A 26,369-nucleotide genomic window follows, 5' to 3' on the forward strand; every position below is an offset into this window, starting at 1 on the left:
ATTCCGAGTTTTGAAATCGAGGGAGTTGAATAGCATGCAACTTCGCAGCTAACCATCGACATCATCCAGCTGCACAGAAACTCCGCTGGATGATTCCTCCCCCTTCAATCCTCCCGCGTCAAAACCTCCAGCAACTCAATCTCAAACACCAGATTCGAATTCGGCGGGATCTTGCCCATGGTCCGCTCGCCGTAGCCCAGATGCGCCGGCACCAGCAACTTGCGTTTGCCGCCGACCTGCATGTCCATCAGGCCCTGGTCCCAGCCTTTGATCACGCGGCCAGTGCCGATCACGCACTGAAACGGTTTGCCCCGGCTCCAGGACGAATCGAATTCAGTGCCGTCTTCCAGCCAGCCGGTGTATTGGGTGGTGATCAGCGCGCCTTTCACCGCGGCTTTGCCGTCGCCCGGTTGCAGGTCGATGATTTGCAGTTCGTCTGTCATGTCGTTGGCTCTTGAGATGTTCGCAGGCGGCGTTTTTCGCAGAATCCGGCGTCGATGGCAATCCATGGAACCGAAAACACGCCTTGCCGCTCACATGTGTATCGACATCGTATGACGACAAGGATGCTTAGATGACCGACTCTCGATTACTGCGCAGTTTCATCCCGCCCTACATCCTCAACCGCATCATCGCCCACGGTTCCGAGCCGCAGCGCAACGCCGCGATGCAGACGCTCAATCATGTGCGCAGCCTGCTGCCCAACCCCGGCCGTCCTTCACAGCCGCCGGCGCGGGCGATTCTGCCGGAGGCGAGCAAGCCTGGTCTGGCACGGCGCAGCGTGCATGATGCGCAGAACAAAATGCTCTTGCCGGGCATGCCGGTGCGTCTCGAGGGCCAGCCGGCGTCCGGGGATCCGGCGGTCGATGAGGCGTACGATGCGCTGGGCGCCAGCTATGATTTCTTCTGGAAAGTGCTCGGTCGCGACTCGATCGACAATCAGGGATTCGCGCTGATCGGCAGCGTGCATTATGGCCAGGGCTACGAAAACGCATTCTGGAACGGCGCGCAGATGGTCTTCGGTGACGGCGATGGCGAAATCTTCCAGCGCTTCACCCGCTCGCTAGACGTCATCGGCCATGAACTGGCCCACGGCGTCACCGAAAGCGAAGCCGGGCTGATTTATGCCAACCAGTCCGGCGCGTTGAACGAGTCGCTCTCGGATGTATTCGGCGTGTTGATCAAGCAATACACCCTTGGCCAAACCACCGAGCAGGCAGACTGGTTGATCGGCGCCGACCTGCTGATGCCACAGATCCAAGGCAAGGGCCTGCGCTCGATGTCGCATCCCGGCACGGCATACGACGACCCGATGCTGGGCAAGGATCCGCAACCGGATCACATGCGCAAGTTCGTCATCACCAGCGAAGACAATGGCGGCGTGCACATCAACTCCGGCATTCCCAACCGCGCGTTTTACCTGGCAGCCCGAGCGTTTGGCGGCTTCGCTTGGGAAAAAGCCGGACGCATCTGGTACGACACGCTGTGTGATGACCGCTTGAAACAGGACGCAACGTTCGACGCTTTCGCAACACTGACGATCGACCACGCCGCCCAGCGCTTCGGCGCAGAAGCAGCCGACACAGTGCAGCAAGCCTGGGCACAGGTCGGTATCGAATAATCCGAGGAGACCGTATGAAAACGCTACCCGAGCTGGATAAAGATTCCGTTTTGCGCGTATCTCGCCAGGGTGGCGTTGCAGCGATTCACAGCCTGAGCCGCCCACGGGAAATCGAATTCGCGCAATGCGACATCAGTCAGCGTTCGAGAATATGCTCGGTGCTTGAGGGTTGCCTGCCACTGGACAGCAGCGAATCCGGCCGTGGGGATCAGCGCTTCTACCAGATTGAAGTGCGCTACCCGTCAGGGGAAATGGTGTTGAAGGTGCCAGAGGATCGTGCGCCTGGGGAGCTGGTGCAGCTTTGGGACAAGGGGGAGCTGCTCTGATTCATGCTGCCGGCTCTTCTGCGTCGACAACTGACGATGTGCGTGGGCCAAAGCCTGCGGTTTGGCCGAATACGACACCGTTGAATGTGTGCGTACAGCACTCGCAGCGCGGCGTCATGTCCTGCGCCTGCAGCTTCGGATTGACCATTTGCAGGAGATTTTTCTCGTCGACATACAGCCCGTTGAAATAACTGGACTCACCCAGTCGCACGACTTCTTCGCGATCCTTCTCATGGATGGCAACCATCCAGAAAACCGGCGCTGATTGATCCAGTCGGGCCACAGCTTCGCTGAAAATGGCATCCCAAGAACCGCCAACCCGAGACAGCAGGAAGCGAAACAACGGCGTGTAATCTCGCCCGTATTGTTTGCCTGCGTGCATCGAACTTCGCATGCCTTCGTCACGGCTTGCAGCTTTGCTGTTGCGCTGATCGCGATAATGCGCAACTGATTCGTGGCGACGAACACCCCACGTACGAGTGTTCACTTTGCGATAGAGCGGTTTCTTGTCCAATCCCTTGTTCCTCATCCAGACATCCGCTGTTTTACTGGAACGGCGTTCGAATGCAATCAGCCATCCGTGGCCAATTGTAAACCTGATCTATCGCTCGACGGGTTGCATCTCGACAATCGTGCCGTTGGTGATCATCACCATCACGTACTTGTCATTGATCTGCACCCACTGCGCCTGCTCGATCGGTGCTTTCAGACCTTTGGCTTTCCAGTTCTTCAGCGCCTTGTCTTCGCGCTGGTACATTTCCGGTGCGCGGTCGTTGACCTTCAGTTGGCGATCGCTGGTCGGCGATTGCACGGCGGGTTCGCTGGAGGTTTGCGCCGCTTGAACAATGGGTGTGATTCCGGCAATGCCCGCAACAAGGGCCAGGCTGGCGATTAGGGTTTTGCTGTTCATCGGTGAACCTCTTTCAGATGAGTAGTACCTGAACTCCGACTGCGTGGCGCGGGAAACATTCCTTGTTTTTTGCCGGAGGTGGCCGTTAGAAGGCTTTGTCCATCAGACCGCCATCGCTGACAACTCGAATCGTCGCACCGCAGCTCCCACAGGGCTGGTGCTACATCACAGTTTTTGACCTGAGCTCCACTCCCACAAGACTTGGCGGACGCTGATTCTCTGATCACCACCGATCCCCTGTGGGAGCGAGCCTGCTCGCGAATACGCCGGCACATCCGCCATCGTTGCCAACTGACGGAAAGCCTTCGCGACCAGGCTCGCTCCCACATTGACTGCGCTCCCGCCAAGACGATTGATCCGCCCCACGCATCAATCCATGCCAACAATGCAATTAACAGATTGTTACATCTGCGCCACCATCCACCTCAATAAAAACCGTGCGCCGCTTCTCCGTAGCGCACGTCATAAAAGCGGTGGAGTACTTTTCAATGACAGCCTCAATCCCAACCAACGGCTCGCGGGCCGGTGCCATCTTCCGGGTGACCTCGGGCAACTTCCTCGAACAGTTCGACTTCTTTCTGTTCGGCTTCTACGCCACGCAGATCGCAGCAGTGTTCTTCCCGGCGAGCAGCGAGTTCGCCTCGCTGATGATGACTTTCGCGGTATTCGGCGCCGGTTTCCTGATGCGGCCGCTGGGCGCCATCGTGCTCGGCGCGTACATCGATGACGTCGGCCGGCGCAAAGGTCTGATCGTCACCCTGTCGATCATGGCCAGCGGCACGATATTGATCGTGCTGGTGCCCGGATACGAAACCATAGGCCTGTTCGCCCCGGCGCTGGTGTTGATCGGGCGGCTGCTGCAAGGCTTCTCGGCCGGTGCGGAATTGGGCGGTGTCTCGGTGTATCTGTCCGAAATCGCTACGCCGGGCCGCAAAGGCTTTTTCACCGCTTGGCAGTCGGCCAGTCAACAAGTGGCGATCATCGTTGCTGCCGCGCTGGGCTACGGTCTGAACCAGTGGATGGAGCCGCAAGCCGTGGCCGCCTGGGGCTGGCGCATTCCGTTTTTCGTCGGTTGCATGATCGTCCCGTTCATCTTCTTCCTGCGCCGCAACCTAGCGGAAACCGAAGAGTTCGCCGCGCGTAAACATCGCCCGAGCATGCGCGAAGTGTTCCGCACCCTCGGTCAGAACTGGGGCGTGGTGCTCGGCGGAATGCTGATGGTCGCGCTGACCACTACCGCGTTCTACCTGATCACCGTGTACGCGCCGACCTTCGGTAAGACCGTGCTGCACCTGAGCACTTCCGACGCGCTGCTGGTAACGCTGCTGGTGGGTGTGTCGAACTTCTTCTGGCTGCCGATTGGCGGCGCGTTGTCCGACCGGATCGGCCGTCGCCCAGTGCTGATCGGCATGGCCTTGCTGGCACTGGCCACCACTTATCCGGCGCTGTCGTTCCTGGTGCAGGCGCCGAGCTTCACCAACATGCTGCTGTCGCTGCTGTGGCTGTCATTCATTTACGGCTTGTACAACGGCGCGATGATTCCGGCGTTGACCGAAATCATGCCGGTGGAAGTGCGCGTCGCCGGTTTCTCCCTGGCTTACAGCCTGGCCACCGCGATTTTCGGCGGTTTCACCCCGGCGATGTCGACCTTCCTGATCCAGTACACCGGCGACAAAGCCGCGCCAGGCTACTGGATGAGCATCGGTGCCCTGTGCGCCCTGTGCGCCACTCTTTATCTGTACCGCCGTGCCGGTGGTCGTCTGCAACCTGTCGCGGCCTGAGGAATACTTGCCATGAAAAAACTCTTAACTGTCACCGCCCTGCTCGCCGGTCTCGCGTTCAACTTCGCGGCCCAGGCCGAAGAACTCAGCGTGATGACCTCCGGTGGTTTCACTGCCGCCTACAAGATCCTCGGGCCGAAGTTCGCCGCCGCAACGGGCAACACGCTCACCACCAGTCTCGGCCCGTCGATGGGCAAGGCGCCGGAAGCGATTCCCAATCGTCTGGCTCGCGGTGAGCACGCCGACGTGGTGATCATGGTCGGTTACGCTCTTGATGAGCTGATCAAACAAGGCAAGGTCGACCCGGCCTCCCGCGTTGAACTGGCGGATTCGCGGATCGGCATGGTGGTGCGTGAAGGCGCGGCGAAACCGGACATCAGCAGCGTCGACGGCCTGAAGAAAACCCTGCTTGATGCGCAATCGGTGGCCTACTCCGACAGCGCCAGCGGCGTGTACATCGAGCAGCAGCTGTTCAAGAAACTCGGCATCGAAGATCAGTTGAAACCGAAAGCCAAGATGATCGCCAGGATCCCGGTCGGCTCGGTGGTTGCCACTGGCGACTATCAGCTGGGCTTCCAGCAGGTCAGCGAATTGCTGCCGGTGCCGGGCGTGAGCTTCGTCGCGAAGATTCCGGAATCGGTACAGTCGGTGACGCGTTTCGCCGCTGGCATTCCGGTCAAGGCCGAGCATCCGGAAGAGGCCAAGGCCCTGCTCGCCTACCTCGCTGCACCGGCCGCTCAGGCTGACGTGCAGGCCACCGGGCTGGATTCGGTCAAGCGTTGATCGTTGGCGGCTGGACGCGCATTTCCACGACCAGCCGCTCCAGTTCCAGTGCCGCCGGGGTCAACGTGCGATCCCGGCGCTTGATGATGCCGACACTGCGCATCACTTGCGGCTCAATCAACGGCACCCGCGTCAGGATCGGATGATCCGGGCCGGGCATCGCCATCAACGGCACCGCCGCCACGCCCAGCCCCGCTTCCACCAAGCCGATCATCGTCGTCACATGCCGCGTCTCGCAGATGCTCTGTCGCTGCGGCACCACCCCGCCCAAGGCCTGATCAAGCAGAAAGCGGTTGCCCGAAGTCTTGTCCAGCGCGATGTAATCCTGCTGATAGAACTCGTCCCAACTGACGCTGCTACGCCCGGCCAGCGGATGATCGCGGCGACAGGCGACGACATAGCACTCCTGCACAAGCGGTTCGAACTCGACTTTGGCATCCTGCGTGCCGAGAAAACTCAAGCCGAAATCCGCCTCGCCATTGACCACCGCACTCAACACATCGTGGGCGCTGGAATCGAGGACTTTGACCTTGATCCGCGGAAACTGCTGGTGATAACGCGCGACCACGCGGGGCATGAAGTAGTACGCCGCCGACGGCACGCAGGCGACGGTGACATGGCCCAGACGGGTCGAGGCGACTTCGCTGATGCCGAGCAAGGCAATGTCGAGATCATCCAGCAAGCGCTCGACGCTGGGCATGAAGCCGCGCCCGGCCTGGGTCAGGCTGACCTTGCGCGTGGTGCGCTCGAACAATTTGACCCCGAGGGCGTCTTCGAGCTTTTCGATACGCCGACTCAGCGCCGGTTGTGACAGGCGCACGGTGTCGGCAGCCTTGCGAAAACTGCCCTGCTCGACCACCGCGCGAAAGGCTTGCAAGTCGTTGAGGTCGAAGTTGATGGCCATGGCGTTTCCGGAAATTAATGCGCAGGGGTTATAAATGTAACCAGTTGATGCAAATTATTACAGACCTGATGGAAGCTGCCCTTGTGGGAGCGAGCCTGCTCGCGAACGCGGGGCATCAGTCAATGGATAGGTGGCTGACCCAGCGCATTCGCGAGCAGGCTCGCTCCCACATTGGATCTCGAATGGTCTGGAGACCGCGTAACCCTTATCCTTGTCACCCCCGCCGTACCCGTAGTCAGGAGTCGTTCCAATGCCCCATGAAGGCAATCTGTTGCAAGCCGCTGTCGTGTTTCTGTTCGCGGCCGTGCTCACCGTGCCTTTGGCCAAACGTCTGCAACTGGGCGCGGTGCTCGGTTATCTGTTTGCCGGGGTGATCATCGGCCCGTCGGTGCTCGGCCTGATCGGCAACCCGCAAAGCGTTGCGCATATCTCCGAGCTGGGCGTGGTGTTGCTGCTGTTCATCATCGGCCTGGAGCTTTCGCCTCGCCGCTTGTGGGTGATGCGTAAATCCGTGTTCGGCGTCGGTCTGGCGCAGGTGCTGTTGACCGCATCGGTGATCGGCGTGCTGGCGCTGTCGGTGTTCGGCCAGCCGCTGAACAGCGCCATTGTGCTGGGCCTCGGTCTGGCGCTCTCCTCCACGGCCTTTGGCTTGCAAAGCCTTGCCGAACGCAAGGAACTGACCAGTCCCCACGGGCGGCTGGCGTTTGCGATTCTGCTGTTCCAGGACATCGCCGCGATTCCATTGATCGCCCTGGTGCCGATGCTCGCCGGCGTCGATCACCACACCAGCACCGCCGACGATATTCGTCACAGCTTGCAGGTGCTCGGCGGCATTGCCGTGGTGGTGATCGGCGGGCGGTATCTGCTGCGTCCGGTGTTCCGCGTGGTGGCGAAAACCGGGCTACCGGAAGTGTCCACCGCCACCGCGTTGCTGGTGGTGATCGGCACGGCGTGGCTGATGGATCTGGTCGGCGTGTCGATGGCGTTGGGCGCGTTTCTCGCCGGTCTGCTGCTGGCGGATTCGGAATACCGGCATGAGCTGGAAGCGCAGATCGAACCGTTCAAGGGCCTGCTGCTCGGGCTGTTTTTCATCAGCGTCGGCATGGGCGCCAATCTCAGCCTGTTGTTGAGCGCGCCGATCACCGTGTTGGGCCTGACCCTGCTGCTGATCGGTCTGAAGTTGCCGCTGCTGTTCGTGGTTGGGCGCCTGGCAGGAGGATTGAACAAAATCAGCGCAATTCGCCTCGGCATCGTCCTCGCTGCCGGCGGTGAGTTTGCCTTCGTGGTGTTCAAGATCGGTCGCGATCAGGGCCTGTTCGAGCCGCGTCTCTACGACATGCTGGTGCTGACCATCACTCTGTCGATGGCGCTGACGCCGTTGTTGCTGTTGATCTGCGCGCGTCTGGTCAGCCCGAAAGTGCAGCCGCTGGAAGTGCCGGAGAAATTCCGCGAAATCGACACCGAAGCACCGCGCGTGGTGATTGCCGGCATGGGCCGGATGGGCCAGATCGTGGCGCGGATCCTGCGCGCGCAGAACATCAAGTTCGTCGCGCTGGACACCTCGGTGGAAACCATCGAACTGTCACGCAGTTTCGGCGGCGTACCGGTGTTCTACGGCGACCCGATGCGCCCGGAAATCCTTCACGCGGCGAAGGTTGGCGAAGCGGAGTATTTCGTGATTGCCACGGACGATCCGGAGACCAACATCAAGACTGCCGAAGTGGTACACAAGCTCTATCCGCACATGAAAATCATCGCCCGCGCGCGTAACCGTCAGCACGTGCATCGCCTGGTGGATGTCGGCGCGGAAGCGATTCGTGAGACCTATTATTCGAGTCTGGAAATGAGCCGGCGCACGCTGGTCGGCCTCGGTCTGACCCAAGCCCAGGCCGATGCGCGGATCAAGCGTTTCAAGCATCACGACGAACAGGTGCTGGAGGCGCAACACGCCGTCTACGACGATGCCGCCAAAGTCCTGCAGACCGCCCAGGAAGCCCGGGCGGAACTGGCCAAATTGTTTGAATCGGATCAGCTCGAAGAGGAAGCGCGCAAGTCCTGATCGTGCCTTGGCCAGAACCAACTGTGGGAGCGAGCCTGCTCGCGAAAGCGTCGTGTCAGTCACCCAATACTTCGCTGACAGATTGCATTCGCGAGCAGGCTCGCTCCCACAGGGGATTGGGTCAGGCCAGTTCCAGCGCGGGTGCTGGCTCGACGGCTGTGACTGCAAACCGATCCGCCAGAAACGGCGTGATATCCAGCGGCAGCGGCTCGTCATTCACCAGTTTATCCAGCAGCACACCGGTAATCGCCGACGTCAGAATGCCGGTGCGGAAGTGCCCGCAAGCATTCAGATAACCCTCCACCCCACGCATCGGCCCGAGGATCGGCAACTCATCCGGCGAGCCCGGGCGCAATCCCGCCCAGGTGCGCTTGAGGTTGACGTCCGCCAGCTCCGGCAGACAGCGCACCGCGCCCTGCACCAGCCCGGCGATTTCCGGGTAGGTGGTGGTGACGTCGAAGCCTTTGTCTTCGGTGGTGCTGCCGATAAGGATTTCGCCGTTGTCCTTTTGCGCCACGTAGCAATCGCTGGTGGTAAGGCATCCGTTGAGGATTTTCGGCATGCGTTCGGTCAGCAGGATCTGGCCTTTAACCGGTTTCACCGGAATGCGAATACCCGTGGCCCACTCACTCAGATCCGCCGCCCAGGCACCGGCTGCGTTGATCAGCGTCTTGCAGTGGAACACCCCCGCCTCCGCCGTCTGCACGCCGGTCACGCGAGTGCCGTGATGCAACACGCCGGTGACGTTGGTGTTGACGAAGATGTCGACGCCGTTCTGCCGCGCGCCTTCCATATAGGCATCCGCGAGGCGGAACGGACTGACCTGATGATCGCAGAGAAACTCCAGCGCCCCACGCGCCTCATGGCTGACGCTCGGTTCCACCGCGCGCAACGCCGCCTGATCGAGCCAGCGCACCTGATCGGCCAGATGCGGAATGCAGCCGACGATGTGCTCGGCGTAGAGCCGGTCTTCGTCGTCATAGATCACGAATTTCAATCCGGTCTTCTCGAACTTGCAATCCATGCCGTGGTTGTCTTTCAGCTCGCGATGCAGCGCCGGGTACAGCGCATTGGATTGCAAGGCAAAATCGAAAAACGACTGCGGCAGAATATGCGGCGTACTGGCGTCCACCGCTACCGCAGCGCCCTGGGTTTCGCGCTTGCGGTTGGCCGACATCATGCGAAAGAAAATCACCCCGCAACCGAGGCCGACCGACTCGCCGATCGCCCATAAACCACCCGCCGAAGCACGGGTCGCATTGCCGGGGCGCTTGGCGTCGATCAGTGCCACCTTGAGATCTTTGCGTTTGGACAATTGGTAGGCGCAGGAGGCGCCGATCACGCCGCCACCGGCAATGACCACGTCGTAGAACTTACTCATGGCAAGCGCCCTCCTTGCCGAGGGACTGGAACGCGGAAAACGGCACCGGATCAATCGGGAAGCGCGGGCGCAACCAACCGACATCCTGACGTCCGGTGGCCTGGCGCAGGCGATCGCTGCAATAGCCGACGCACATCCGCCCCTGACAATCGCCCATGCTCACGCGGGTGCGCATTTTCAGGCTGGCGATGTCTTGCACACCCTGCTCCAGCGCCAGATCGATGTCGGCGCGGGTCGCATGTTCGCAGCGGCAGATCACCGTGTCGGCTGCGGGCAAAGCGATCTGACCAACGCCGCGCTCGGTGTAGCGATCCACCGCCGCACGAAAGCGCACGATCGCTCTGAGCTTGCTCGCGTAACGATCGCGGCGCACCCGGGCCAGCTCGGCGTCGAGCACACCGCGTTGCAGCAGGATCGAAGTGGCGGCGATCTTGCCGGCGAGCATCGCCGCTTCGCCGCCGCGGATCCCGCCCATGTCGCCGGCCAGATGCACATGCGCCACGCTGCTTTGCTGCCAGACATTGGCGTTGGCACGCAGGTAGCCATCGGCGCTGAAGCCGTGATCAAGGCCCATCTGCTGGCTCAATTGCGTGCGCGGAATAAAACCGTAACCGACCGCCAGCGTCTGCGCTTCGAAGCGCTCGACCCGCGACAGATCCGCCTCCCACGTCGATGAATACGGCGCGACGCTGACGCTTTTCAACTCGCCCTCGCCATGGGCCTCCACCACGCCCCAGCCGTAGTTCATGGGGATGCCGTGCAGCTTGAGATAAGCGAGCATGCTCAAGCCGTCGAGGAACAGCTGCGGCTTGTTCAGCAGCGCCAGACTCTCGCGGGCGATCTTGCCGAATGCGCAAGCCTCATAGACGCCGGCGACGCGCACTCCAGAGGCATGCAACTGGGTCGCAACCAGCGGCAGCAACGGCCCGGTGCCGGCGATGATCACCGGCCGTTGCGGCTTGACCACGCCACTCTTGATCTGCAACTGCAGACCGCCGAGCAGGATCACCCCCGGCAACGTCCAGCCGGGAAACGGTACGCTGCGTTCATGGCAACCGGCGGCCAGCAGCAGTTGCGGATAAGCGATCTCGTGCAGCTGTTCATCGCCATCGAGCACCACCAGAGCGCGAGTGCCTTCAGCGCCGACCACGCGATGGTTGAGGCGCACGTCGATCAGCCCTGACTGCTGCTGAAATTCACCGTGCAGTTTGTCCAGTGCTTCGGAATAACGCGGGCCGAGATAATCCAGCTGCACGCCATCGCGCAACGGCCCGCGATAGACCACACCGCCGACGCGCGAAGCCTCTTCGAGCAAGGTGCAGCGCACGCCGTGGCGCGCCAGTTCGATGGCCGCCGCCATGCCCGCCGGCCCGCCGCCGACGATCAACGGTTGCACGCTCATACAACCTCCTGCCCGACGACGCGGTTGACTTGGGTTTCAATCAGCATGCCGTCGCGCACTACGGTCTGGCAGGCGCGTCGCTTGTGCCGACCATTGATTTTCACCAGACAGCACTGGCACACGCCCATGCCGCAATAGGCGCCGCTGATCTGATCGTGGTCATTGCGTGCAATGTGGCGCACGCCGAGGGACTGGATGACGCTGAGGACGGTTTCGCCAATGGCGGCGCTGACCGCTTGGCCGTTGATGTGCACGGTCATGTCCGCCTGCACCAAGGGCTGGATATCGAAGGTTCTTTCTAGGCAGTTCATTACGGTGTTCGTCCGTGAAGATTCAGTTGAGGGTGACAGCTCCTTGCTGCACTACGCCTCGTCGACGCTTTTCTTGCTGTGTTTTCAACGTCGACGCGGATACTTCGTCAGCGCAACAAGGTGCGCGACAAGCACTGTAGCTCATACCTCAGCAAAGGCCTGGATCATTTACGGTAGGCGATATCGCCAGGCGAAATATTGATCCAGGCCAGTGAAAATGGCGGGATGGAAACGGTTAGTTGGAGAAGACGAACTGGCCCCGCAGAAAGCAAAAAGCCGCTTTCACCCGAAGATGAAAGCGGCAGAGGCATCCTGCCTCAGAGGGATCAGTGTACGAACAGGGCGATCAGGATGATGATCGGGATCGGTACGCCGAGGAAGAACAGCAGTAATGAGCGCATGGTGACTCTCCTTTTTAACGGACCGGAGTGGTAGTGGTGTAGGTGTCGACTTCAACGTACTCGACTGCATCGCGACGACGACCGCCGAAGGTGGCTGCAAGGCTTGCGAAGAACGCACCGGCCAGCAGCGCGACGAACATCCACAGCGAGGTGTAGGCAGCGACTTTCGCGGCGGTATCGGCCGCTTGCTGAGCTTTCAGTTTGGCGTCAGCGATGGCTTTCTGGGTGTTGGCGTAGATTTCGTCGACACGACGTTCAGCATCGGCCTGGCTCAGGTTGGTACGTTGCGATACCAGTTGTGCGAGGTAGGTGCGGTCTTCGGCGCTGAGCTGACCGTTGGCCAGGCTTTGGGCGAAGATGCGGGTCACAGTGCCGCGTGCAGCGTCATCGCTGACGGCAGCAGGACGATCATCGCGGAACAGGCTGTCGACGAAGTAGCCGTATTGATCGCTGTCAGTATTGGCTGCGGCAGAGCCGGCGGCCTGGCTCATCGCACCGGCAGCACCGCCAACAACGTTAGCGCCAGCCTGCACACCGCCGCTGATCACGCTGCTGACCGAACCGACCACCAGGACAGCGGTGACCAATGTGGCGACGCACCAGGCGAGGAAGCCGTGGGCGGTGTCGCGGAAGTAGACTTCGTCACCGTGCATGTTCGCCCATTTCACCCGCAGACGACCGGCAATGTAGCCGCCCATACCGGAAGCAATGATCTGCGTCACAGCCAGCCAGACAATCGTCGAAATGCCCAGGCCCTTGGCGCTGACGCCCTCTCCGGCCCACGGTGAAACCGCCGAAAAGCCCAGACCGAAACCGAGCAGCACGAGAATCATCGACAGCGCAGCGGCCGCCGCAGCACCGGCGAAGATCGCGCCCCAGGACACGCCTGAGACGCTGCTCGACTCTTCCACGGCAGGATAATAGCCATCAGGGGATCTATTCATTGTTGTACTGCTCCAGGCATGAAAAATGGTGTTACAACTCGTCAGGTGAGGAATTGCAGCGACCGTGCCAGTTACAGAAACTAAATAAACTCTTTATTTTCAATAGGTTAGAAAGTTTGAACTTCGCTGATCCGTGCAATTTGCAATAAACGGTCAGCGCCTGCGGGTTTTCTGCATTGATGACTGACTGGCAAATCCGATCAGTTCCGATTCACCGTCGCGACGAAGATGAAAGTTAATTTAAAGCGTCACGGTAAATTCTTGGCAAAATGCTGCCATTCCGTTTGAACCGATCAGCAGGCCTGCCTATGACTCGTATCTTGACCATCGAAGACGACGCCGTGACCGCGCGGGAAATCGTTGCCGAACTGAGCAGCCACGGGCTGGACGTCGACTGGGTCGACAATGGCCGCGAAGGCCTCGACCGCGCCGTGAGCGGCAACTACGACCTGATCACCCTCGACCGCATGCTGCCCGAACTGGATGGTCTGGCCATCGTCACCACCCTGCGCACCATGGGCGTGGCGACGCCGATTCTGATGATCAGCGCCCTCTCCGATGTCGATGAGCGCGTGCGCGGTTTGCGCGCCGGTGGCGATGACTACCTGACCAAACCGTTCGCCACCGATGAAATGGCCGCGCGGGTGGAAGTGTTGCTGCGCCGACAGAACAGCGTCGCCACCCAGGCCACGACATTGAACGTCGCTGACCTCGAACTCGACCTGATCAGCCATGAAGCCCGCCGCGCCGAGCAGGTGCTGACGCTGTTGCCCACCGAATACAAACTGCTCGAGTTTCTCATGCGCAACAGCGGCCAGATTCTCTCGCGGATGATGATTTTCGAAGAGGTCTGGGGTTATCACTTCGACCCGGGCACCAACCTCATCGACGTGCATATCGGCCGGCTGCGCAAGAAGATCGACGCAGCCGGCAACGTTCCGCTGATCCGCACGGTACGGGGCTCGGGCTATGTCATTGCCGAACCCGTCTGACGGCTGGCGCTCCTCCAGCAGCCGCTTGCTGGCGCTGTACAGCTCGCTGTTCGTGGCCTGGAGCGCGATCCTCATGGGGGTCATGTATTACGAGGTGTCCGGCTACCTCGACAAGCTCGCCAAACACTCGTTGATGCAACGTCAGCACCTGTTCTCGCATTTTCGCGGCGAGCAACTCGAAGACGCGCTCGCGGCCAGCATGACCTTCGATATCCGTGGTATTGACGCCTATGGTCTGTTCAGCGCGGACGGCGTTTACCTGGGCGGCGCACTTCAGCAAATTCCCGAAGGACTACCGCTCGACGGCAAGATCCATATGCTCGCCGAGTGCGCCGATTCCGATGACCCGACCCTGCCGAGCGACAGCTGCGATGCTGTGGCCACCCAGACTCGCGACGGTCGCTGGCTGGTGCTGCTGCGTGACAACGGTTCGCTGTTTGCGGTGACGCGGATCATTTTGCACGCGCTGTTCTGGGGCGTGTCGTTGACGATTATTCCCGGGGTCGCCGGTTGGCATCTGCTGCGGCGTCGACCGCTGCAGCGCATCCGCGCGATCCAGAACAGCGCGCAGGCCATCGTTGCCGGCGACCTGACGCACCGCTTGCCGTTGTCCAATCGCCGCGACGAACTGGACATGCTCGCCGCCATCGTCAACGCCATGCTCGAGCGCATCGAGCGCTTGATGAACGAGGTCAAAGGTGTCTGCGACAACATCGCCCACGATTTGCGCACGCCGCTGACCCGCCTGCGCGCGCAGTTGTATCGCATGCAGCAACAGGCCGGCGAAGGTTCGCAAGAAGCGGCGCAACTGGACTTGGTACTGGCTGAAGCGGATACGCTGATGGCGCGCTTTCGCGGTTTGTTGCGGATTTCCGAGCTGGAGGATCGCCAGCGCCGTTCAGGTTTCGTCGAACTTGATCCGGTGCGTTTGCTGGAGGAGTTGCACGAGTTCTATCTGCCGCTGGCCGAGGAAGGCGATCTGCGTTTCCAGTTGAACATGCCGGAGACGCTGCCGCCGCTCAATGGCGACCGCGCGTTGCTGTTCGAAGCGCTGGCGAACCTGTTGAGCAACTCGATCAAATTCACCCCGCCCGGCGGCACGGTGATGTTGCGTGGGGTCAATGCCGGTGGGCAGACGCGGATCGAGGTGCACGATTCAGGCCCGGGGATTCCCGAGGCGGAACGTGAGGCGGTGTTCCAGCGGTTTTACCGCACCGAGGGTGGCCAGCCGCAGAGTGGTTTTGGTCTGGGGTTGTCGATCGTTGCGGCGATAGTCAGCCTGCACGGCTTCAGTCTTGAGGTGGGCGGCAGTGATTTGGGTGGGGCGAAACTGGTGCTGGATTGTCGGCAGAGTTTGATTAGTCAGGCCTGACGTCTCGCGCCGATCGTTCCCACGCTCCGCGTGGGAATGCCTCAAGGGACGCTCCGCGTTCCGGCTTTCGAAATGGGACGCAGAGCGTCCCGGGCTGCATTCCCACGCAGAGCGTGGGAACGATCGGCGTCTCAGGTCGGGTAATTCGCCCGCAAGGCTTCGAGCCCGCCTTGGTAGATGCCGTTGAACAGCGCCACCACTTCTTCATCGCTCACGCCGAGCGCATTGAAGCGCCCCGACCACGTCACCCGCGCGCCATGCCCTTGGGCTTCAACCTTGATCGTCGCCAGGTAATCGCTGGCCGGAAACGGTGCCTGTTCGATCGAATAGCTGTACGTTCGGGCAGCGTTGTCGAAAGTCTGCAGACGTTCGACCACCACGCCGCCATCGCCCGTTTTCAGGGTGCGTACGCGCCCGCCTTCGCTCAGTTCACTGTTGGTAATCAATGGCAGCCAGTCCGGCAGCGTGTTGAAGCCGCCGATCAATTGCCAGACCTGATCGGCCGAGGCCGGGATGTCGATGGTTGCGGATGCAGTTGGCATAAAACCTCTCTTTTGCAAAATTCAGATAGTCAGGCTGTCGACCACACCGCCATCTACGCGCAAGGCTGCGCCCGTGGTGGCCGAGGACAGCGGTGAAGCAATGTAAGTGACCAGATGCGCCACTTCCGAAACATCCGCCACGCGCTGAATGATCGAGGTCGGACGGGCCTTGCGCACAAAGGCGTCGGCTTCGTCGCGCAGCTCGCGCCCGGACTCGGCGGCCGCGTCCTTGAGCATGTCCTGCAGGCCATCGGTGAAAGTCGGCCCCGGCAGGATTGCATTGACCGTGACACCGGTACCAGCCAGACGTTTGGCCAGGCCGTGGGACACCGCCAGGTTGGCGCTTTTGGTCACGCCGTAATTGAGCATGTCCGCCGGCGTCGCCACGCCGGATTCCGATGACAGAAAGATCACCCGGCCCCAGCCCTGCTCAACCATCGCCGGCACATAATGCCGCGCCAGGCGCACGCCGGAAATCACGTTGACCTCGTAGAAGCGCGTCCACTCACTGTCGGGAGTCTCGAAGAAATCGACGTCGTTGAAGATGCCGAGGTTGTTCACCAGAATGTCCGCGCGCGGTTCGGCGGCGAACAGCTTTTCCGCGCCCTCGGCCGTGCCCAGATCGGCGGTCAGACCACGCAACTGCGCGCTTGGCACGGCTTGGCGAATGCTCGCCAGTGCCTGCTCGACCTTGGCCGTGTCGCGACCGATGACCACAACCGTCGCCCCGGCTTCGGCCAGCGACTGGCTGATGCCCAGACCGATGCCGCCGGTACTGCCGCTGACAATGGCCAGTTTTCCACTCAGATCGATCTTCATGCGTTTACCTCATCGGTGGGCAAGGGATCTCGCCGGACGGTCGATGCCTGTTACGGGCTCTAACTCGCCGGCGATTTCAGAAGCATGGATCAGCGTAGTTGCGATATTGCCGGCATGGTTGAGCTGCCGACCGGTGACGGGGATGACGCTTTTCGCACCGGTTCAGTTTTGCAGCAGATGAAGCAAGCCATCGCCATCGACCCCGACGCCGATTGCATCGTAACTGGCCAACGTCGCATGCGCCGTTTCGATCGGATGCTGGTGCGTGGTGGTGATGATCATCAACGCCGCGCCCGCCGCTTCCGCAGCCTGAATGCCAACCGTGGCGTCTTCAAAAATCAGACAGTCAGCCGGCTCGACTCCCAGCTTATTTGCAGCCAAGAGATAACCCGCAGGATCAGGTTTGCCAGCCTTTACATCTTCCGCCGTGATCATCACCGCCGGCTCGGGAATCCCCGCCGCCGCCATCCGCCGCAGGGCCAGATCGCGAGGCGCTGACGTCACCATCGCCCAACGATTTTTCGGCAGCGCGTTGAGAAAGGCTGCCGCCGCAGGGATCTCGACAATGCCTTCAACGTCATTGATTTCCGCTGCGGTGATGAACGCCGCCTGTTCCTCAGCATCCAGCCCCGGCAGATTCAGCCGAGTGATGGTGTCGATCGCCCGCGCGCCATGGATGGTCGGCAGGAATGTCTCGACATCAACACCATGGCGCACCGCCCACGCTGACCAGATGCGCTCGGCGGCGGCGATGGAATTGAGGACGGTGCCGTCCATGTCAAACAGGAACGCGCCGAATGCGCGATCAAAAACCGATGCTTGTGCAGACAAAAGAACAAATCCTCTGACAGTTGGCCGGGCAGCCTGGCCCGGCAATGTAGCACTTGTCAGTGCAACTGCGGGGCCTTGGATTTGAACGCACTTTCCACACAGTCGAGCAACTGGCCGATCGCCCACGGCTTTTTGATAAACGCTACCGAATGCTTGACCCCGGAGGTCTCAGGCGTTTCATAGCCGGACATGACCATCACCGGTTTTTCCGGCCAGCGATCGCCGAACAGATTGGCCAGGTCCGCGCCGTTAAGCGTGCCGGGCATGGTGATGTCGGTCAGCAACAACGCGACGTCCGCCGCGTGCTTTTCCAGATACAGCGACGCAGCGTCGGCGCTGGTTTGCGGTTCGACCTTGAACCCTTCCTCCTGGAGAATTTCGCAAAGGAACTCCAGAATCAACGGATCGTCCTCGACAACCAGAATCAACCCGCCAGGAAGGTGCGCGCTCGACGTAGGTGTAGGGCACATGAACAGCACTCCCCCGAATTACATTTTTGATAAGCGGTTTGAATCCGCTGCTTATCAGGTATGAGCAGCGCGCCTTGTAGAAATTCACTTTTGATACAGCAGATTTCGCCAAGGTGTTGTTTTTCGAAGCGCGGCGCCCATCGAAAACCCTCAATTGTGGTTAAAATGCCGGCCCTTTGCCTGGCCGATCCTGATCCATGAACCCTCAAGCCCTCGCTACCCTCCACGCTCATTTGCTGCCCGCACTGGCGGCGGCACCCAGCGAAACCCGTCGTTTGTTTCACGGGCGCGGGCGCTGCTGGCCGGGGTTGGAGCAGTTGACCGTGGACTGGTTGCAGGGCGTGGTGCTGGTGTCGCTGTTCAAAGAACCGGCGCCTGAGCAACTGCAGGATCTGCGGGATTTACTGCTGCAACTCGCCGCCTCGGCCGAATGGCAGCAGTCCGGCGCGCACACTTTGCTGATCCAGCATCGTTATCTGCCGCAGAGCACGGCCGAATGGCTGATCGGTGAGGAAATCGAAGAAATGACCATCGTCGAGGGCGGCTTGCAGTACCGCGTCGACTTGGGACGCAAGCAGAACGCCGGACTGTTTCTCGACATGCGTTACGGCCGCAACTGGGTGCGCGAACAGGCGGCGGGCAAGCGGGTGTTGAACCTGTTCGCCTACACCTGCGGTTTTTCCGTAGCGGCAATCGAGGGTGGCGCCAGCCATGTGGTGAATCTCGACATGTCCCGTGCGGCCCTGAGCCGAGGGCGTGACAATCACCGCCTGAACGGCCACGACCTGAGCAAGGTCAGCTTTCTCGGCCACGACCTGTTCAAATCCTGGGGCAAGGTGATCAACAGCGGCCCGTACGATCTGGTGATCATCGACCCGCCGTCGTTTCAGAAAGGCAGCTTTTTGCTGACTAAGGACTATCAACGCGTATTGCGCCGCTTGCCGGAACTGCTCACCGCGCAAGGCACGGTGCTGGCGTGCATGAACGACCCGTCGTTCGGTTCCGACTTTCTCATTGATGGCGTGACCCAGGAAGCGCCGAGCCTGCGCTTCGATCATCGGCTGGACAATCCGCCGGAGTTTCCCGATATCGACTCAGAGAGCGGCCTGAAAGCCCTGGTCTTCCGCCGCACCCACTGACACAGCATAAATTCACCTGTGGGAGCGAGCCTGCTCGCGAAAGCGCAGTGTCAGATAACAATTTTGTTGACTGATACACCGCTTTCGCGAGCAGGCTCGCTCCCACACAAGTTCTGTGTTGATCAAAAAACCGTCGGCCGCAGCACCAGTGCAAACAACTCACCATGCCCGGTGACGTTGAGCTTGTGATAGAGATTGCGTCGATGCACTTTCACGGTCTCCGGCGAAATCCCCATCTGCTGGGCCATCGCCTTGCTGGAAAAGCCCTGCAGGATCAGGCGCGCCGTGTCGATCTCGCGTGCTGTCAGCCGGGCATCGAAACGGTCCAGCAACGTCGCCAGATCACCCACCACCGCTTCAGCCACCGGTCCTTGCGGTGGCAGCAACTGCATGTGGCGATGCATCGCCGCCAATACCCAGTCACGAACGCACAACAGCCGGCCCTGCTCGGCCATGCCAAACGCGGTCGAGCGGCCCAGGGACAAGCCGAGTACCGCGCCTTCGACGTTGATCAGAAACTGCAATTCATCCTCGCCCACCACGGCACGAAAGTAGCTCTGGTAATACTCGCTGTGCAGAAACTGATCCGGCGCAACGGACGCCAGGCTGTGCAGGCCGTCGCTGATCCCGCTGACGGCGGCTTGATAAAACGGATCGAGCAGGTACATGCCGGCGGTATAACCGGCCAGCTCTTGCTGATCGTCGACATAGCCCTTGCTGTCGAAGTCGATCAGCAAACGCGGCGGCTGGCCGGGCTGCATCAGGGCGACGAGGGCATTGTCCAGCGGCACCAGCAGGCGCAGGGTGTCGACCAGCGCGCGCCAGAAACCGTCCTGCCCGAGCTGGGTAAATACCCGCGCCAGACTCTGATGCACCGGCAATTCCTGCAACAACGCGTCCACGCACTACCCCTTTCGAGTAACCCATGATGGGAATGGGGCTGGTGTGACCGGCCCGCTAGCCTGACCACTCCAGTTCATCACCGGCCTGCGACAGGCCAGGAGTGCCGCATCATGCGTCGTCACCGTGGATCTATCAACCCGGGCCTGCTGGCCTGTTTTTGTCTCTCCTCGGTCGCCATGGCGGCAGACGTATCGAGCGTGCATGTCTACAACTGGTACGACTACATCGGGCCGAACACGCTGCATGATTTCCAGCGCGACAGCGGCATCCGGCCGGTGTACGACACCTTCGACAGCGCCGAAGTGCTCGAAGGCAAACTAATGACCAGCCGCAGCGGCTACGACGTTGTAGTGGCGAGCAACTTCAGCCTGCCGACCCTGATCAAGGCCGGCGCCCTCGCCCCTTTGCCTCGCGATCAACTGCCAGGCTGGCAGAATCTCGACCCCGAGCTGTTGAAGAAACTCGCGGTCAACGATCCGGGCAATCAGTACGCCGTGCCTTACCTGTGGGGCACCAACGGCATCGGCTACAACGTCGACAAAGTCCGCGCCGTGTTGGGTGACAAAGCGCCGGTGGACTCCTGGGAGTTGCTGTTCAACGAAGCCAATCTGGCCAAACTGGCCGAGTGCGGCGTGGCGATGCTCGATTCGCCGTCGGAAATGCTGCCGGTCGCCCTGCATTACCTGGGCTTGCCGCCCAACAGCACCGATCCCGAGGACTACAAAAAAGCCGAAGCATTGCTGCTCAAGCTGCGCCCGCACATCGCCTACTTCAACTCTTCGAAGTTCATCAGCGATCTGTCCAACGGCAATATCTGCGTGGCGGTTGGCTGGTCCGGGGCGATGCTCGAAGCCAAGACCAACGCCGAGCAGGCCAATAACGGCGTAAAGATCGCCTACAGCCTGCCAAAGGAAGGCGCGCCGGTGTGGTTCGACACTCTGGTACTGCTCAAGGACGCGCCCAATCGCGCCCAGGGCCTGGCGTTTATCGATTACCTGCTGCGGCCGGAGGTGATCGCGCCGGTCAGTGATCACTTGTCGTACCCGAATGGCAATCGCGCCGCGACAACGCTGGTGGCAGCAGCCACTCGCGACAACCCGGCGGTCTACCCGTCCCCTGCCGCCATGGCCACCCTCTACACCCTCGAACCCTTGCCCAAAGCCGCCGAACGCGTGCGTACGCGGGTGTGGAGCAAGGTCAAGAACGGCCAGTAACCCGCGCAAGAAATCTGCCTGCCTCATCCGAGCGGTAAGCCGCCCGACCTTTTCAATGAAGAGACTGAATCTTATGAATCCGCGTGCCCGTGATCTCGATATCCTGATTGGCCAGATGCAACCCGGCCCGCTCAACGCCATTACCGATGTGCCGGGGGTGCGCGTCGGTCACAGCAATGTACGTGGTCGCAGCAGCAGCGGCCGTGACATCTGCACCGGCGTCACGCTGATCGAGCCGCGCCCCGGCTCGACCAGCCAGCAACCGTGCTTTGCCGGCGTGCATGTACTCAATGGCAACGGTGATGCGACCGGCCTGGAATGGATTCGCGAGGCCGGTCTGCTGACCAGTCCGATTGCCTTTACCAACACCCACAGCCTCGGTGTGGTGCGGGATGCGCTGATTGTGCTGGACCGTGAGCAACAGCCGGATGACGGGCGGCTTTACTGGAATATGCCGGTGGTGCTGGAAACCTTCGATGGACTGCTCAATGACATCAACGGCTTTCACGTCAAACCCGAGCATGTCGCCGAGGCACTGAACGGCGCCGTGGATGGGCCGGTAGTCGAAGGTGCGGTGGGTGGTGGCAGCGGCATGATCTGCCACGAATTCAAAGGTGGCATCGGCACCGCATCGCGCCGTTTGAGTGCTGCCCAGGGAGGCTGGACCGTTGGCGCGATCGTGCAGGCCAACCACGGCATTCGCAGTGAATTACGCGTCGATGGTTACCCGGTCGGGCGCTATATGGAACAGAAGGATTCACCGTTCCTGCGGGCAGCGCTGCCGCACCCGGGCATGGGCTCGATCGTCGTTTGCCTGGCGACTGATGCGCCGCTGCTGCCCCATCAATGCACGCGCCTGGCACAGCGTGCCAGCCTGGGCCTGGCGCGTACCGGCGGCGGTAACGAAGACCACAGCGGCGACATCTTCATTGCTTTCGCCACCGGCAATGATCATGTCCCGCCTGCCGCTTACGAGGCTAAACGCGCAGCCACCTGCGACGGTTTGCGCATGGTCAACAACGACCACATCAGCGAGCTGTTTCTGGCCGCGACCGAAGCCGTGGAAGAAGCGATCATCAATGCCCTGCTCGCCAGCAACAGCAGCGAGGGCAACGGTCATTCGGTGCCGGGCCTGGATGGGCAGACGCTTCTGGCGGCGCTGAAAAAATCCGGTTGGCCGGGGTCGCGTCCGGCATGAACCGGCATTGTGCAAGGACGACTGGCGGTACTTGAGTCGTCCGCTGCACGCTCCCGGTCAATGCAGAGTCAGGCGCTGACGGACGAATTCTTCTACGTGGCGGCTGGTCTGGTCCAGATGGCGATCGCGTTGTTTTTCCGCATCGAGCATCGCGCGCTTGCCGTTCTTCTGCAGCAGATAGGTGTGAATCTGCTGCACTTCCAGCGAGCGATAGATCGGCGTGGTGTCGATGAACCCGCGCAGGCCGTTGCTGCGGTAATGCCGCGTGCTCATCAGCACCTGCGTTTCGCGCTGGCCGATCACTTCAAAACCCAGTGCCTCGAAATACGGTACCTTGCCAATGCTGCAGGCCAGTTCCGCATGCGGGTAGCGCCCGACCATGTCCGCGAGCATCGCCCGCGCCACACCCTGACGCCGATGACCTTCACGCACCGCCATGTACGCGACGCTGCACGCCTCCCAATCGCCCTGCACCGGCAGGTACAGCAGAAAGCCTATGACCTGCTCTGGATCCTCATCGTCGGTGGCCACCAGCAATTTCACCTCGGTGCCCTTCTGGCCGTTCAACGCCTCAAGGTACAGGTGCACCTCATAACCCACCGCGTACTGATAAACGTTGTACAGCAGATTGCTCGGGCCGAGGCCGACCGCACTGATGTCGGTCAGGTAATCGACGACCATTTGCAGGATCTGGCTGTTGACGCTTTCCGGGCATGGGGAGGTGTAGTGGGTGATGCGTGGCATGGGCAAACTCCGGCGATAAAAAACGTTGCCGATGATCAGAGCCGTCGACGAACCGCGACATCATACCGTGCCGAATCTATTGAACCGTCACTGTTGTGGCGCCACCACCCTGAATTTGATGTTGATGTCCCTCGACACCACGCTGTCAGCCCACTCCCCTGCGCCGAGGCCGAACTCCTCACGGTTGAGCACCAGCTCGCCGTCGAAAATGCCAATGGCGTTGTCCGGTTTCAGCTCCACCGGCACCTCGACCTCGCGAGTGATGCCCTTGAGCGTGAGCTGACCGGCGACTTGGTAACGACGCTCGTCAACTTGAGTAAAACGGCTGGACTTGAACACCGCGAGCGGGAATTTCCCGGTGTCGAACCACGCCGGTTTCACCAGTTCGGTATTGGCGTCTTCACTGCCGGCATCGATGCTGGCGAGATCGATATGCAGCGTGGTCTGGGCTTTGCCGAGGTCGTCGGTATCGAAGTCCAGCGTCGCCTCGAACTTGCCGAAGGTGCCGTACATTCGCGAGCCCATCTGCTGATAGGTGAAGCTGATCTGGCTGGCGCTGGTGTTGACCCGGTTATATTCAGCCGCCTGCGCACCGACCATGACGCACGATGTAAACGCGGCAACCAGCAGCAATCGCAACGTCATGACATTCTCCTGGCGGCGTGCGTCGTCGAGGGCCTTGGTTAACTTAAGCCAACAACCCGTTGTTATGCCAGCGCCTATATCAACCGCTCTATCTTCTGATGCTTCCACACCAATTTGTAATACAGGGTCTGCAAAATCAGCATCCCCAAATAGGCAACCGGAAACGCCATCCACACACCCTGCAAACCGAACTGCCCGTCGAGCCAGTACGCCGCCGGCAACTGCACGCCGACCACGCAGACAATCGAAATGACCACCGGCACCAGGACGGTGCCGCTGGCGCGCATGATCCCGCCGATGATGGCCTGGAAGCCGAACACCAACAGGCTCCAGAGCATGATGTGCAGCAGATGCTCGGCCATCGCCCGGGTCGAATCTTCGGTGAGGAACAGGCCCAGCAACCAGTGCGATAGCAGATAACCCAGCACAATCAGGCCACCGGTCAGGCACACATTGATCAACAGCCCGGTGCGCAGGATCGGACCCATGCGTTGCAGATGCCCGGCGCCGATTGCCTGGGCACCCAGAATCGATGCGGTGATCGCAATCGACAGCGCCGGAAACTGCACGTAGTTGACGATCTGGGTGACTGCGCCATAGGCCGCTGTCGCTTGCGAGCCGTGCTGGTTGACCAGTGCCAGGATCACCAGCTCCGACAACGACAGCACGATCATCTGCACGCCAGTGGGCAGGCCGATGCGCAGGACCTTGCCGAGAATGACCCGATCCAGTCGCAGCGCGGCAAAGAACTCTCGATCCGGCGCCAGCGGATGGCCCTTGCGGATCAACCGCCATGCCAGCCACGCCATTGCTGAGAGATTCCCCGCCAGCCCGGCATACGCCGCGCTCTGAATGCCCAACGGTGGCAAGCCCAGCCAGCCGCGAATCAATGCCGGCGTCAGCGCCAGCCCCACGGCGGTGGAGACGATCAGCGCGAGCAGTGGCGACAGCGTATCGCTGACACCACGCAGCAATTGGGTGAACAGCACGAATACCAGTAGCGATGGCAGAATCCACAACATGACGTGGGCATAGTCCACTGCGTCGTCGAGCACATCCGCCGGCGTGCCCAACCCCGTCAGTGCCTGTCGCGCAAACACCGTGCCCAGCACCGCCGCGACCAGACCGATCAACACACCCAGCAGCAACGTCGCTCCGGCAATCGCCTTGACCATGTGCGTTTCGCGCGCGCCCCACGCCTGACCGATCAACACGCCTGCGCCAGCTCCAAGGCCGATGACCAGGGCGATGAAAAAGAACACGACGGGAAACATGCCGGACACTGCCGCCAACGCTTGAGTGCCGAGCATTTGGCCGATGTAGATGCTGTTGACCGTCCCGGACATCGATTGCAGGAAGTTCGACAGCACCATCGGTGCGAGAAACAGCAGATAGGTTTGCCAGAGCGGCTTGGCGAAGGTGGCGCTTTGCATTGAATGGAGGTCCATCTCGACGGCGGCAGGCCTGATTGACGATAGCTTCGGTGAGTTGCGTGCAGCGTGCAATCAACATTTCCAGACAGTGTTGATTGTCTGTTTTGCATTTGTGTAAATGCCGTGCATCGCTTTGTGTCAGTGTTGCGGCTGTGGTAAATCAGCGACTCTGTCGACACGTACTATTGAGGCTCGGTTCATGCGTAACGTTGCAAATTTTCTGCTTGGCTCCCTCCTCGCTCTGTCGGCCGCCTACGCGCAGGCAGCCGCACCCGCAGCGGCGCCTGTTTCATTGAAACCGCTACTGGCCACTTTGAATGAACGCCTGAGCATCGGTGATCTGGTTGCGTTGACCAAATGGGACAGCGGCAAGCCTATTCAGGACAGCCCGCGTGAGGCGCAGGTCATCGCCAATGCCCGAACTCTGGCCACCGAACACAAACTCGATCCGGACGACGTCGCGCAACTGATCGCCGCACAGATGGAAGCGAACAAACTGGTGCAATACGGTCTGCTCGCGCAATGGCAAGCGGCAGGTGCTGCACCGGACACACCGCGTCCGGATCTGGGCGAACAGATCCGCCCGCGCCTGGATGAACTGCAAAAGCGCTTGTTGCAGCAGTACGCCGCCTTCGCGCCCTATCGCCAGGATCCGAATTGCCCAGCATGGCTGGCCGATGTCCGCAACGGTCTGGCCGCCGATTCGCTGCATGACCTGGCGCTGATTCGTGCCAGCGGCGAGTTGTGCATCCGGGCGAAAGCGCTCTGAATCACCGCTCCTGGCAAACATCATCGGCGTCGATGTTCACCATCACCTCAATGAAGTTCTCATAAAAACTGCGCGGCGTAACATCGGCTCCAGACAAACAAACAACTTCCTGGAGCACACGATCATGAAACGCCAAACCCTTCTCGGCATCGCTTTCTCGGTTTTTGCAGTTAACGCTTTTGCAGTAACGCCTGCTCACACCCTGGTCGCTGAAGGCGGCTCGGACAAGCTGATCGAAAGCCGTCTGGCTGAAGGCGGTTCGGATCGTCTGATCGAACGCCGTGTTGCCGAAGGTGGTTCCGATCGTCTGATCGAACGCCGCGTTGCTGAAGGTGGCTCTGATCGCTTGATCGAACGCCGTGTTGCTGAAGGTGGTTCCGATCGTCTGATCGAACGCCGCGTTGCTGAAGGTGGCTCTGATCGCTTGATCGAACGCCGCGTTGCTGAAGGTGGTTCCGATCGTCTGATCGAACGC

Annotated in this window: 28 protein-coding genes; 12 read left to right on the forward strand and 16 right to left on the reverse strand. The window is 60.8% G+C overall.

The features are described 5' to 3' along the window. Positions 1-104: 104 nt before the first annotated feature. Positions 105-443, reverse strand: coding sequence for an FKBP-type peptidyl-prolyl cis-trans isomerase (locus tag KVG87_RS03720; RefSeq protein ID WP_076563458.1), 339 nt, complete (start codon positions 441-443; stop codon positions 105-107). A gap of 131 nt (positions 444-574) precedes the next feature. Here KVG87_RS03720 and KVG87_RS03725 point away from each other — a divergent pair, with 131 nt between their 5' ends. Both KVG87_RS03725 and KVG87_RS03730 read left to right on the forward strand, forming a co-directional pair. After that, positions 575-1,621 (forward strand): M4 family metallopeptidase, encoded by a 1,047-nt coding sequence (locus KVG87_RS03725; RefSeq protein ID WP_217849316.1) that lies wholly within the window; start codon positions 575-577, stop codon positions 1,619-1,621. A gap of 14 nt (positions 1,622-1,635) precedes the next feature. After that, positions 1,636-1,947, forward strand: a complete 312-nt coding sequence (locus KVG87_RS03730; protein ID WP_041477010.1) for a protealysin inhibitor emfourin — start codon at positions 1,636-1,638, stop codon at positions 1,945-1,947. 1 nt (position 1,948) lies between these two features. On the opposite strand, the gene KVG87_RS03735 is transcribed toward KVG87_RS03730, so the two are convergent. Both KVG87_RS03735 and KVG87_RS03740 read right to left on the reverse strand, forming a co-directional pair. Beyond that, entirely contained in the window at positions 1,949-2,461 is a 513-nt protein-coding gene (locus KVG87_RS03735) for a hypothetical protein (RefSeq protein WP_076563460.1), read from the reverse strand. A gap of 87 nt (positions 2,462-2,548) precedes the next feature. Continuing rightward, a complete protein-coding gene (locus KVG87_RS03740) occupies positions 2,549-2,857 on the reverse strand; it encodes an RcnB family protein (protein WP_042609276.1) in 309 nt (102 codons plus the stop codon). 488 nt (positions 2,858-3,345) lie between these two features. Between KVG87_RS03740 and KVG87_RS03745 the strand changes: the two genes are divergently transcribed. Both KVG87_RS03745 and KVG87_RS03750 read left to right on the forward strand, forming a co-directional pair. Beyond that, positions 3,346-4,638 carry an MFS transporter gene (locus KVG87_RS03745; RefSeq protein WP_016775219.1) on the forward strand — a complete coding sequence of 431 codons (1,293 nt, stop codon included), beginning with the start codon at positions 3,346-3,348 and terminating at the stop codon, positions 4,636-4,638. 12 nt (positions 4,639-4,650) lie between these two features. Continuing rightward, entirely contained in the window at positions 4,651-5,421 is a 771-nt protein-coding gene (locus KVG87_RS03750) for a substrate-binding domain-containing protein (RefSeq protein ID WP_217849318.1), read from the forward strand. Here the strand turns inward: KVG87_RS03750 and KVG87_RS03755 are convergent. Continuing rightward, positions 5,411-6,325 (reverse strand): LysR family transcriptional regulator, encoded by a 915-nt coding sequence (locus KVG87_RS03755; RefSeq protein WP_016775221.1) that lies wholly within the window; start codon positions 6,323-6,325, stop codon positions 5,411-5,413. The genes KVG87_RS03750 and KVG87_RS03755 overlap by 11 nt on opposite strands. 250 nt (positions 6,326-6,575) lie before the next feature. On the opposite strand from KVG87_RS03755, the gene KVG87_RS03760 reads away from it, so the two are divergent. After that, positions 6,576-8,384, forward strand: a complete 1,809-nt coding sequence (locus KVG87_RS03760; RefSeq protein ID WP_217849320.1) for a monovalent cation:proton antiporter-2 (CPA2) family protein — start codon at positions 6,576-6,578, stop codon at positions 8,382-8,384. A gap of 121 nt (positions 8,385-8,505) precedes the next feature. On the opposite strand, the gene hcnC is transcribed toward KVG87_RS03760, so the two are convergent. The 4 genes from hcnC to KVG87_RS03780 form a co-directional block, all read right to left on the reverse strand. Beyond that, entirely contained in the window at positions 8,506-9,765 is a 1,260-nt protein-coding gene (gene hcnC, locus KVG87_RS03765) for a cyanide-forming glycine dehydrogenase subunit HcnC (protein ID WP_217849322.1), read from the reverse strand. After that, positions 9,758-11,167, reverse strand: a complete 1,410-nt coding sequence (gene hcnB / locus KVG87_RS03770) for a cyanide-forming glycine dehydrogenase subunit HcnB (RefSeq protein ID WP_217849324.1) — start codon at positions 11,165-11,167, stop codon at positions 9,758-9,760. The genes hcnC and hcnB overlap by 8 nt, the downstream gene beginning before the upstream one ends. Further along, positions 11,164-11,478, reverse strand: a complete 315-nt coding sequence (locus tag KVG87_RS03775) for a (2Fe-2S)-binding protein (protein ID WP_217849326.1) — start codon at positions 11,476-11,478, stop codon at positions 11,164-11,166. The genes hcnB and KVG87_RS03775 overlap by 4 nt, the downstream gene beginning before the upstream one ends. A 415-nt stretch (positions 11,479-11,893) precedes the next feature. Further along, positions 11,894-12,823 (reverse strand): hypothetical protein, encoded by a 930-nt coding sequence (locus KVG87_RS03780; protein WP_217849329.1) that lies wholly within the window; start codon positions 12,821-12,823, stop codon positions 11,894-11,896. A 308-nt stretch (positions 12,824-13,131) separates the two neighbouring features. Between KVG87_RS03780 and KVG87_RS03785 the strand changes: the two genes are divergently transcribed. Continuing rightward, positions 13,132-13,815 (forward strand): response regulator transcription factor, encoded by a 684-nt coding sequence (locus KVG87_RS03785; protein WP_217849331.1) that lies wholly within the window; start codon positions 13,132-13,134, stop codon positions 13,813-13,815. Beyond that, positions 13,793-15,187 carry a sensor histidine kinase gene (locus tag KVG87_RS03790; RefSeq protein WP_217849334.1) on the forward strand — a complete coding sequence of 465 codons (1,395 nt, stop codon included), beginning with the start codon at positions 13,793-13,795 and terminating at the stop codon, positions 15,185-15,187. Before KVG87_RS03785 ends, KVG87_RS03790 begins: the two co-directional genes overlap by 23 nt. Before the next feature lie 131 nt (positions 15,188-15,318). Here the strand turns inward: KVG87_RS03790 and KVG87_RS03795 are convergent, their stop codons facing one another. The 4 genes from KVG87_RS03795 to KVG87_RS03810 form a co-directional block, all read right to left on the reverse strand. Continuing rightward, on the reverse strand, positions 15,319-15,729 hold the full coding sequence (locus tag KVG87_RS03795; RefSeq protein WP_217849336.1) for an SRPBCC family protein: 411 nt from the start codon (positions 15,727-15,729) through the stop codon (positions 15,319-15,321). Between the two features lie 21 nt (positions 15,730-15,750). After that, positions 15,751-16,548, reverse strand: coding sequence for an SDR family NAD(P)-dependent oxidoreductase (locus KVG87_RS03800; protein WP_217849338.1), 798 nt, complete (start codon positions 16,546-16,548; stop codon positions 15,751-15,753). A gap of 162 nt (positions 16,549-16,710) precedes the next feature. After that, on the reverse strand, positions 16,711-17,379 hold the full coding sequence (locus KVG87_RS03805) for an HAD-IA family hydrolase (protein WP_217849340.1): 669 nt from the start codon (positions 17,377-17,379) through the stop codon (positions 16,711-16,713). A 56-nt stretch (positions 17,380-17,435) separates the two neighbouring features. Beyond that, the gene (locus KVG87_RS03810; RefSeq protein ID WP_016775233.1) at positions 17,436-17,849 is read right to left on the reverse strand and encodes a response regulator; all 414 of its coding nucleotides are present in this window, start codon (positions 17,847-17,849) and stop codon (positions 17,436-17,438) included. Between the two features lie 197 nt (positions 17,850-18,046). On the opposite strand from KVG87_RS03810, the gene KVG87_RS03815 reads away from it, so the two are divergent. Further along, a complete protein-coding gene (locus KVG87_RS03815; RefSeq protein WP_217849342.1) occupies positions 18,047-18,988 on the forward strand; it encodes a class I SAM-dependent methyltransferase in 942 nt (313 codons plus the stop codon). 122 nt (positions 18,989-19,110) lie between these two features. On the opposite strand, the gene KVG87_RS03820 is transcribed toward KVG87_RS03815, so the two are convergent. Beyond that, on the reverse strand, positions 19,111-19,890 hold the full coding sequence (locus KVG87_RS03820) for a helix-turn-helix transcriptional regulator (RefSeq protein WP_217849344.1): 780 nt from the start codon (positions 19,888-19,890) through the stop codon (positions 19,111-19,113). A 111-nt stretch (positions 19,891-20,001) separates the two neighbouring features. Between KVG87_RS03820 and KVG87_RS03825 the strand changes: the two genes are divergently transcribed. Both KVG87_RS03825 and KVG87_RS03830 read left to right on the forward strand, forming a co-directional pair. After that, a complete protein-coding gene (locus tag KVG87_RS03825; RefSeq protein WP_217849346.1) occupies positions 20,002-21,105 on the forward strand; it encodes a polyamine ABC transporter substrate-binding protein in 1,104 nt (367 codons plus the stop codon). 73 nt (positions 21,106-21,178) lie between these two features. Next, positions 21,179-22,303, forward strand: a complete 1,125-nt coding sequence (locus KVG87_RS03830; RefSeq protein WP_206421912.1) for a DmpA family aminopeptidase — start codon at positions 21,179-21,181, stop codon at positions 22,301-22,303. Between the two features lie 57 nt (positions 22,304-22,360). Here KVG87_RS03830 and KVG87_RS03835 read toward each other — a convergent pair whose 3' ends face one another. The 3 genes from KVG87_RS03835 to KVG87_RS03845 form a co-directional block, all read right to left on the reverse strand. Next, complete coding sequence (locus KVG87_RS03835; protein ID WP_217849348.1) at positions 22,361-23,047, reverse strand: GNAT family N-acetyltransferase; 687 nt, start codon at positions 23,045-23,047, stop codon at positions 22,361-22,363. Positions 23,048-23,134: 87 nt separating this feature from the next. Beyond that, positions 23,135-23,692 (reverse strand): YceI family protein, encoded by a 558-nt coding sequence (locus tag KVG87_RS03840; RefSeq protein ID WP_217849350.1) that lies wholly within the window; start codon positions 23,690-23,692, stop codon positions 23,135-23,137. A gap of 74 nt (positions 23,693-23,766) precedes the next feature. Continuing rightward, positions 23,767-25,125 carry an MATE family efflux transporter gene (locus KVG87_RS03845; protein ID WP_071171782.1) on the reverse strand — a complete coding sequence of 453 codons (1,359 nt, stop codon included), beginning with the start codon at positions 25,123-25,125 and terminating at the stop codon, positions 23,767-23,769. A gap of 199 nt (positions 25,126-25,324) precedes the next feature. On the opposite strand from KVG87_RS03845, the gene KVG87_RS03850 reads away from it, so the two are divergent. Both KVG87_RS03850 and KVG87_RS03855 read left to right on the forward strand, forming a co-directional pair. Next, positions 25,325-25,894, forward strand: coding sequence for a chorismate mutase (locus KVG87_RS03850; RefSeq protein ID WP_217849352.1), 570 nt, complete (start codon positions 25,325-25,327; stop codon positions 25,892-25,894). Between the two features lie 124 nt (positions 25,895-26,018). Continuing rightward, positions 26,019-26,369 (forward strand): hypothetical protein (locus KVG87_RS03855; protein ID WP_217849354.1); only part of this gene is annotated, 351 nt, incomplete at its 3' end.

The organism is Pseudomonas siliginis, from assembly GCF_019145195.1.
Classification (GTDB): Bacteria; Pseudomonadota; Gammaproteobacteria; order Pseudomonadales; family Pseudomonadaceae; genus Aquipseudomonas; species Aquipseudomonas siliginis.

Excerpts from the sequence above, each read along its gene's own strand:
- KVG87_RS03720 (WP_076563458.1), bottom strand. The coding sequence starts at position 443 with ATGACAGACGAACTGCAAATCATCGACCTGCAACCGGGCGACGGCAAA.
- KVG87_RS03725 (WP_217849316.1), top strand. The coding sequence starts at position 575 with ATGACCGACTCTCGATTACTGCGCAGTTTCATCCCGCCCTACATCCTC.
- KVG87_RS03730 (WP_041477010.1), top strand. The coding sequence starts at position 1,636 with ATGAAAACGCTACCCGAGCTGGATAAAGATTCCGTTTTGCGCGTATCT.
- KVG87_RS03740 (WP_042609276.1), bottom strand. The coding sequence starts at position 2,857 with ATGAACAGCAAAACCCTAATCGCCAGCCTGGCCCTTGTTGCGGGCATT.
- KVG87_RS03745 (WP_016775219.1), top strand. The coding sequence starts at position 3,346 with ATGACAGCCTCAATCCCAACCAACGGCTCGCGGGCCGGTGCCATCTTC.
- KVG87_RS03750 (WP_217849318.1), top strand. The coding sequence starts at position 4,651 with ATGAAAAAACTCTTAACTGTCACCGCCCTGCTCGCCGGTCTCGCGTTC.
- KVG87_RS03755 (WP_016775221.1), bottom strand. The coding sequence starts at position 6,325 with ATGGCCATCAACTTCGACCTCAACGACTTGCAAGCCTTTCGCGCGGTG.
- KVG87_RS03760 (WP_217849320.1), top strand. The coding sequence starts at position 6,576 with ATGCCCCATGAAGGCAATCTGTTGCAAGCCGCTGTCGTGTTTCTGTTC.
- hcnC (WP_217849322.1), bottom strand. The coding sequence starts at position 9,765 with ATGAGTAAGTTCTACGACGTGGTCATTGCCGGTGGCGGCGTGATCGGC.
- hcnB (WP_217849324.1), bottom strand. The coding sequence starts at position 11,167 with ATGAGCGTGCAACCGTTGATCGTCGGCGGCGGGCCGGCGGGCATGGCG.
- KVG87_RS03775 (WP_217849326.1), bottom strand. The coding sequence starts at position 11,478 with ATGAACTGCCTAGAAAGAACCTTCGATATCCAGCCCTTGGTGCAGGCG.
- KVG87_RS03780 (WP_217849329.1), bottom strand. The coding sequence starts at position 12,823 with ATGAATAGATCCCCTGATGGCTATTATCCTGCCGTGGAAGAGTCGAGC.
- KVG87_RS03785 (WP_217849331.1), top strand. The coding sequence starts at position 13,132 with ATGACTCGTATCTTGACCATCGAAGACGACGCCGTGACCGCGCGGGAA.
- KVG87_RS03790 (WP_217849334.1), top strand. The coding sequence starts at position 13,793 with ATGTCATTGCCGAACCCGTCTGACGGCTGGCGCTCCTCCAGCAGCCGC.
- KVG87_RS03795 (WP_217849336.1), bottom strand. The coding sequence starts at position 15,729 with ATGCCAACTGCATCCGCAACCATCGACATCCCGGCCTCGGCCGATCAG.
- KVG87_RS03800 (WP_217849338.1), bottom strand. The coding sequence starts at position 16,548 with ATGAAGATCGATCTGAGTGGAAAACTGGCCATTGTCAGCGGCAGTACC.
- KVG87_RS03810 (WP_016775233.1), bottom strand. The coding sequence starts at position 17,849 with ATGTGCCCTACACCTACGTCGAGCGCGCACCTTCCTGGCGGGTTGATT.
- KVG87_RS03815 (WP_217849342.1), top strand. The coding sequence starts at position 18,047 with ATGAACCCTCAAGCCCTCGCTACCCTCCACGCTCATTTGCTGCCCGCA.
- KVG87_RS03825 (WP_217849346.1), top strand. The coding sequence starts at position 20,002 with ATGCGTCGTCACCGTGGATCTATCAACCCGGGCCTGCTGGCCTGTTTT.
- KVG87_RS03830 (WP_206421912.1), top strand. The coding sequence starts at position 21,179 with ATGAATCCGCGTGCCCGTGATCTCGATATCCTGATTGGCCAGATGCAA.
- KVG87_RS03835 (WP_217849348.1), bottom strand. The coding sequence starts at position 23,047 with ATGCCACGCATCACCCACTACACCTCCCCATGCCCGGAAAGCGTCAAC.
- KVG87_RS03840 (WP_217849350.1), bottom strand. The coding sequence starts at position 23,692 with ATGACGTTGCGATTGCTGCTGGTTGCCGCGTTTACATCGTGCGTCATG.
- KVG87_RS03845 (WP_071171782.1), bottom strand. The coding sequence starts at position 25,125 with ATGCAAAGCGCCACCTTCGCCAAGCCGCTCTGGCAAACCTATCTGCTG.
- KVG87_RS03850 (WP_217849352.1), top strand. The coding sequence starts at position 25,325 with ATGCGTAACGTTGCAAATTTTCTGCTTGGCTCCCTCCTCGCTCTGTCG.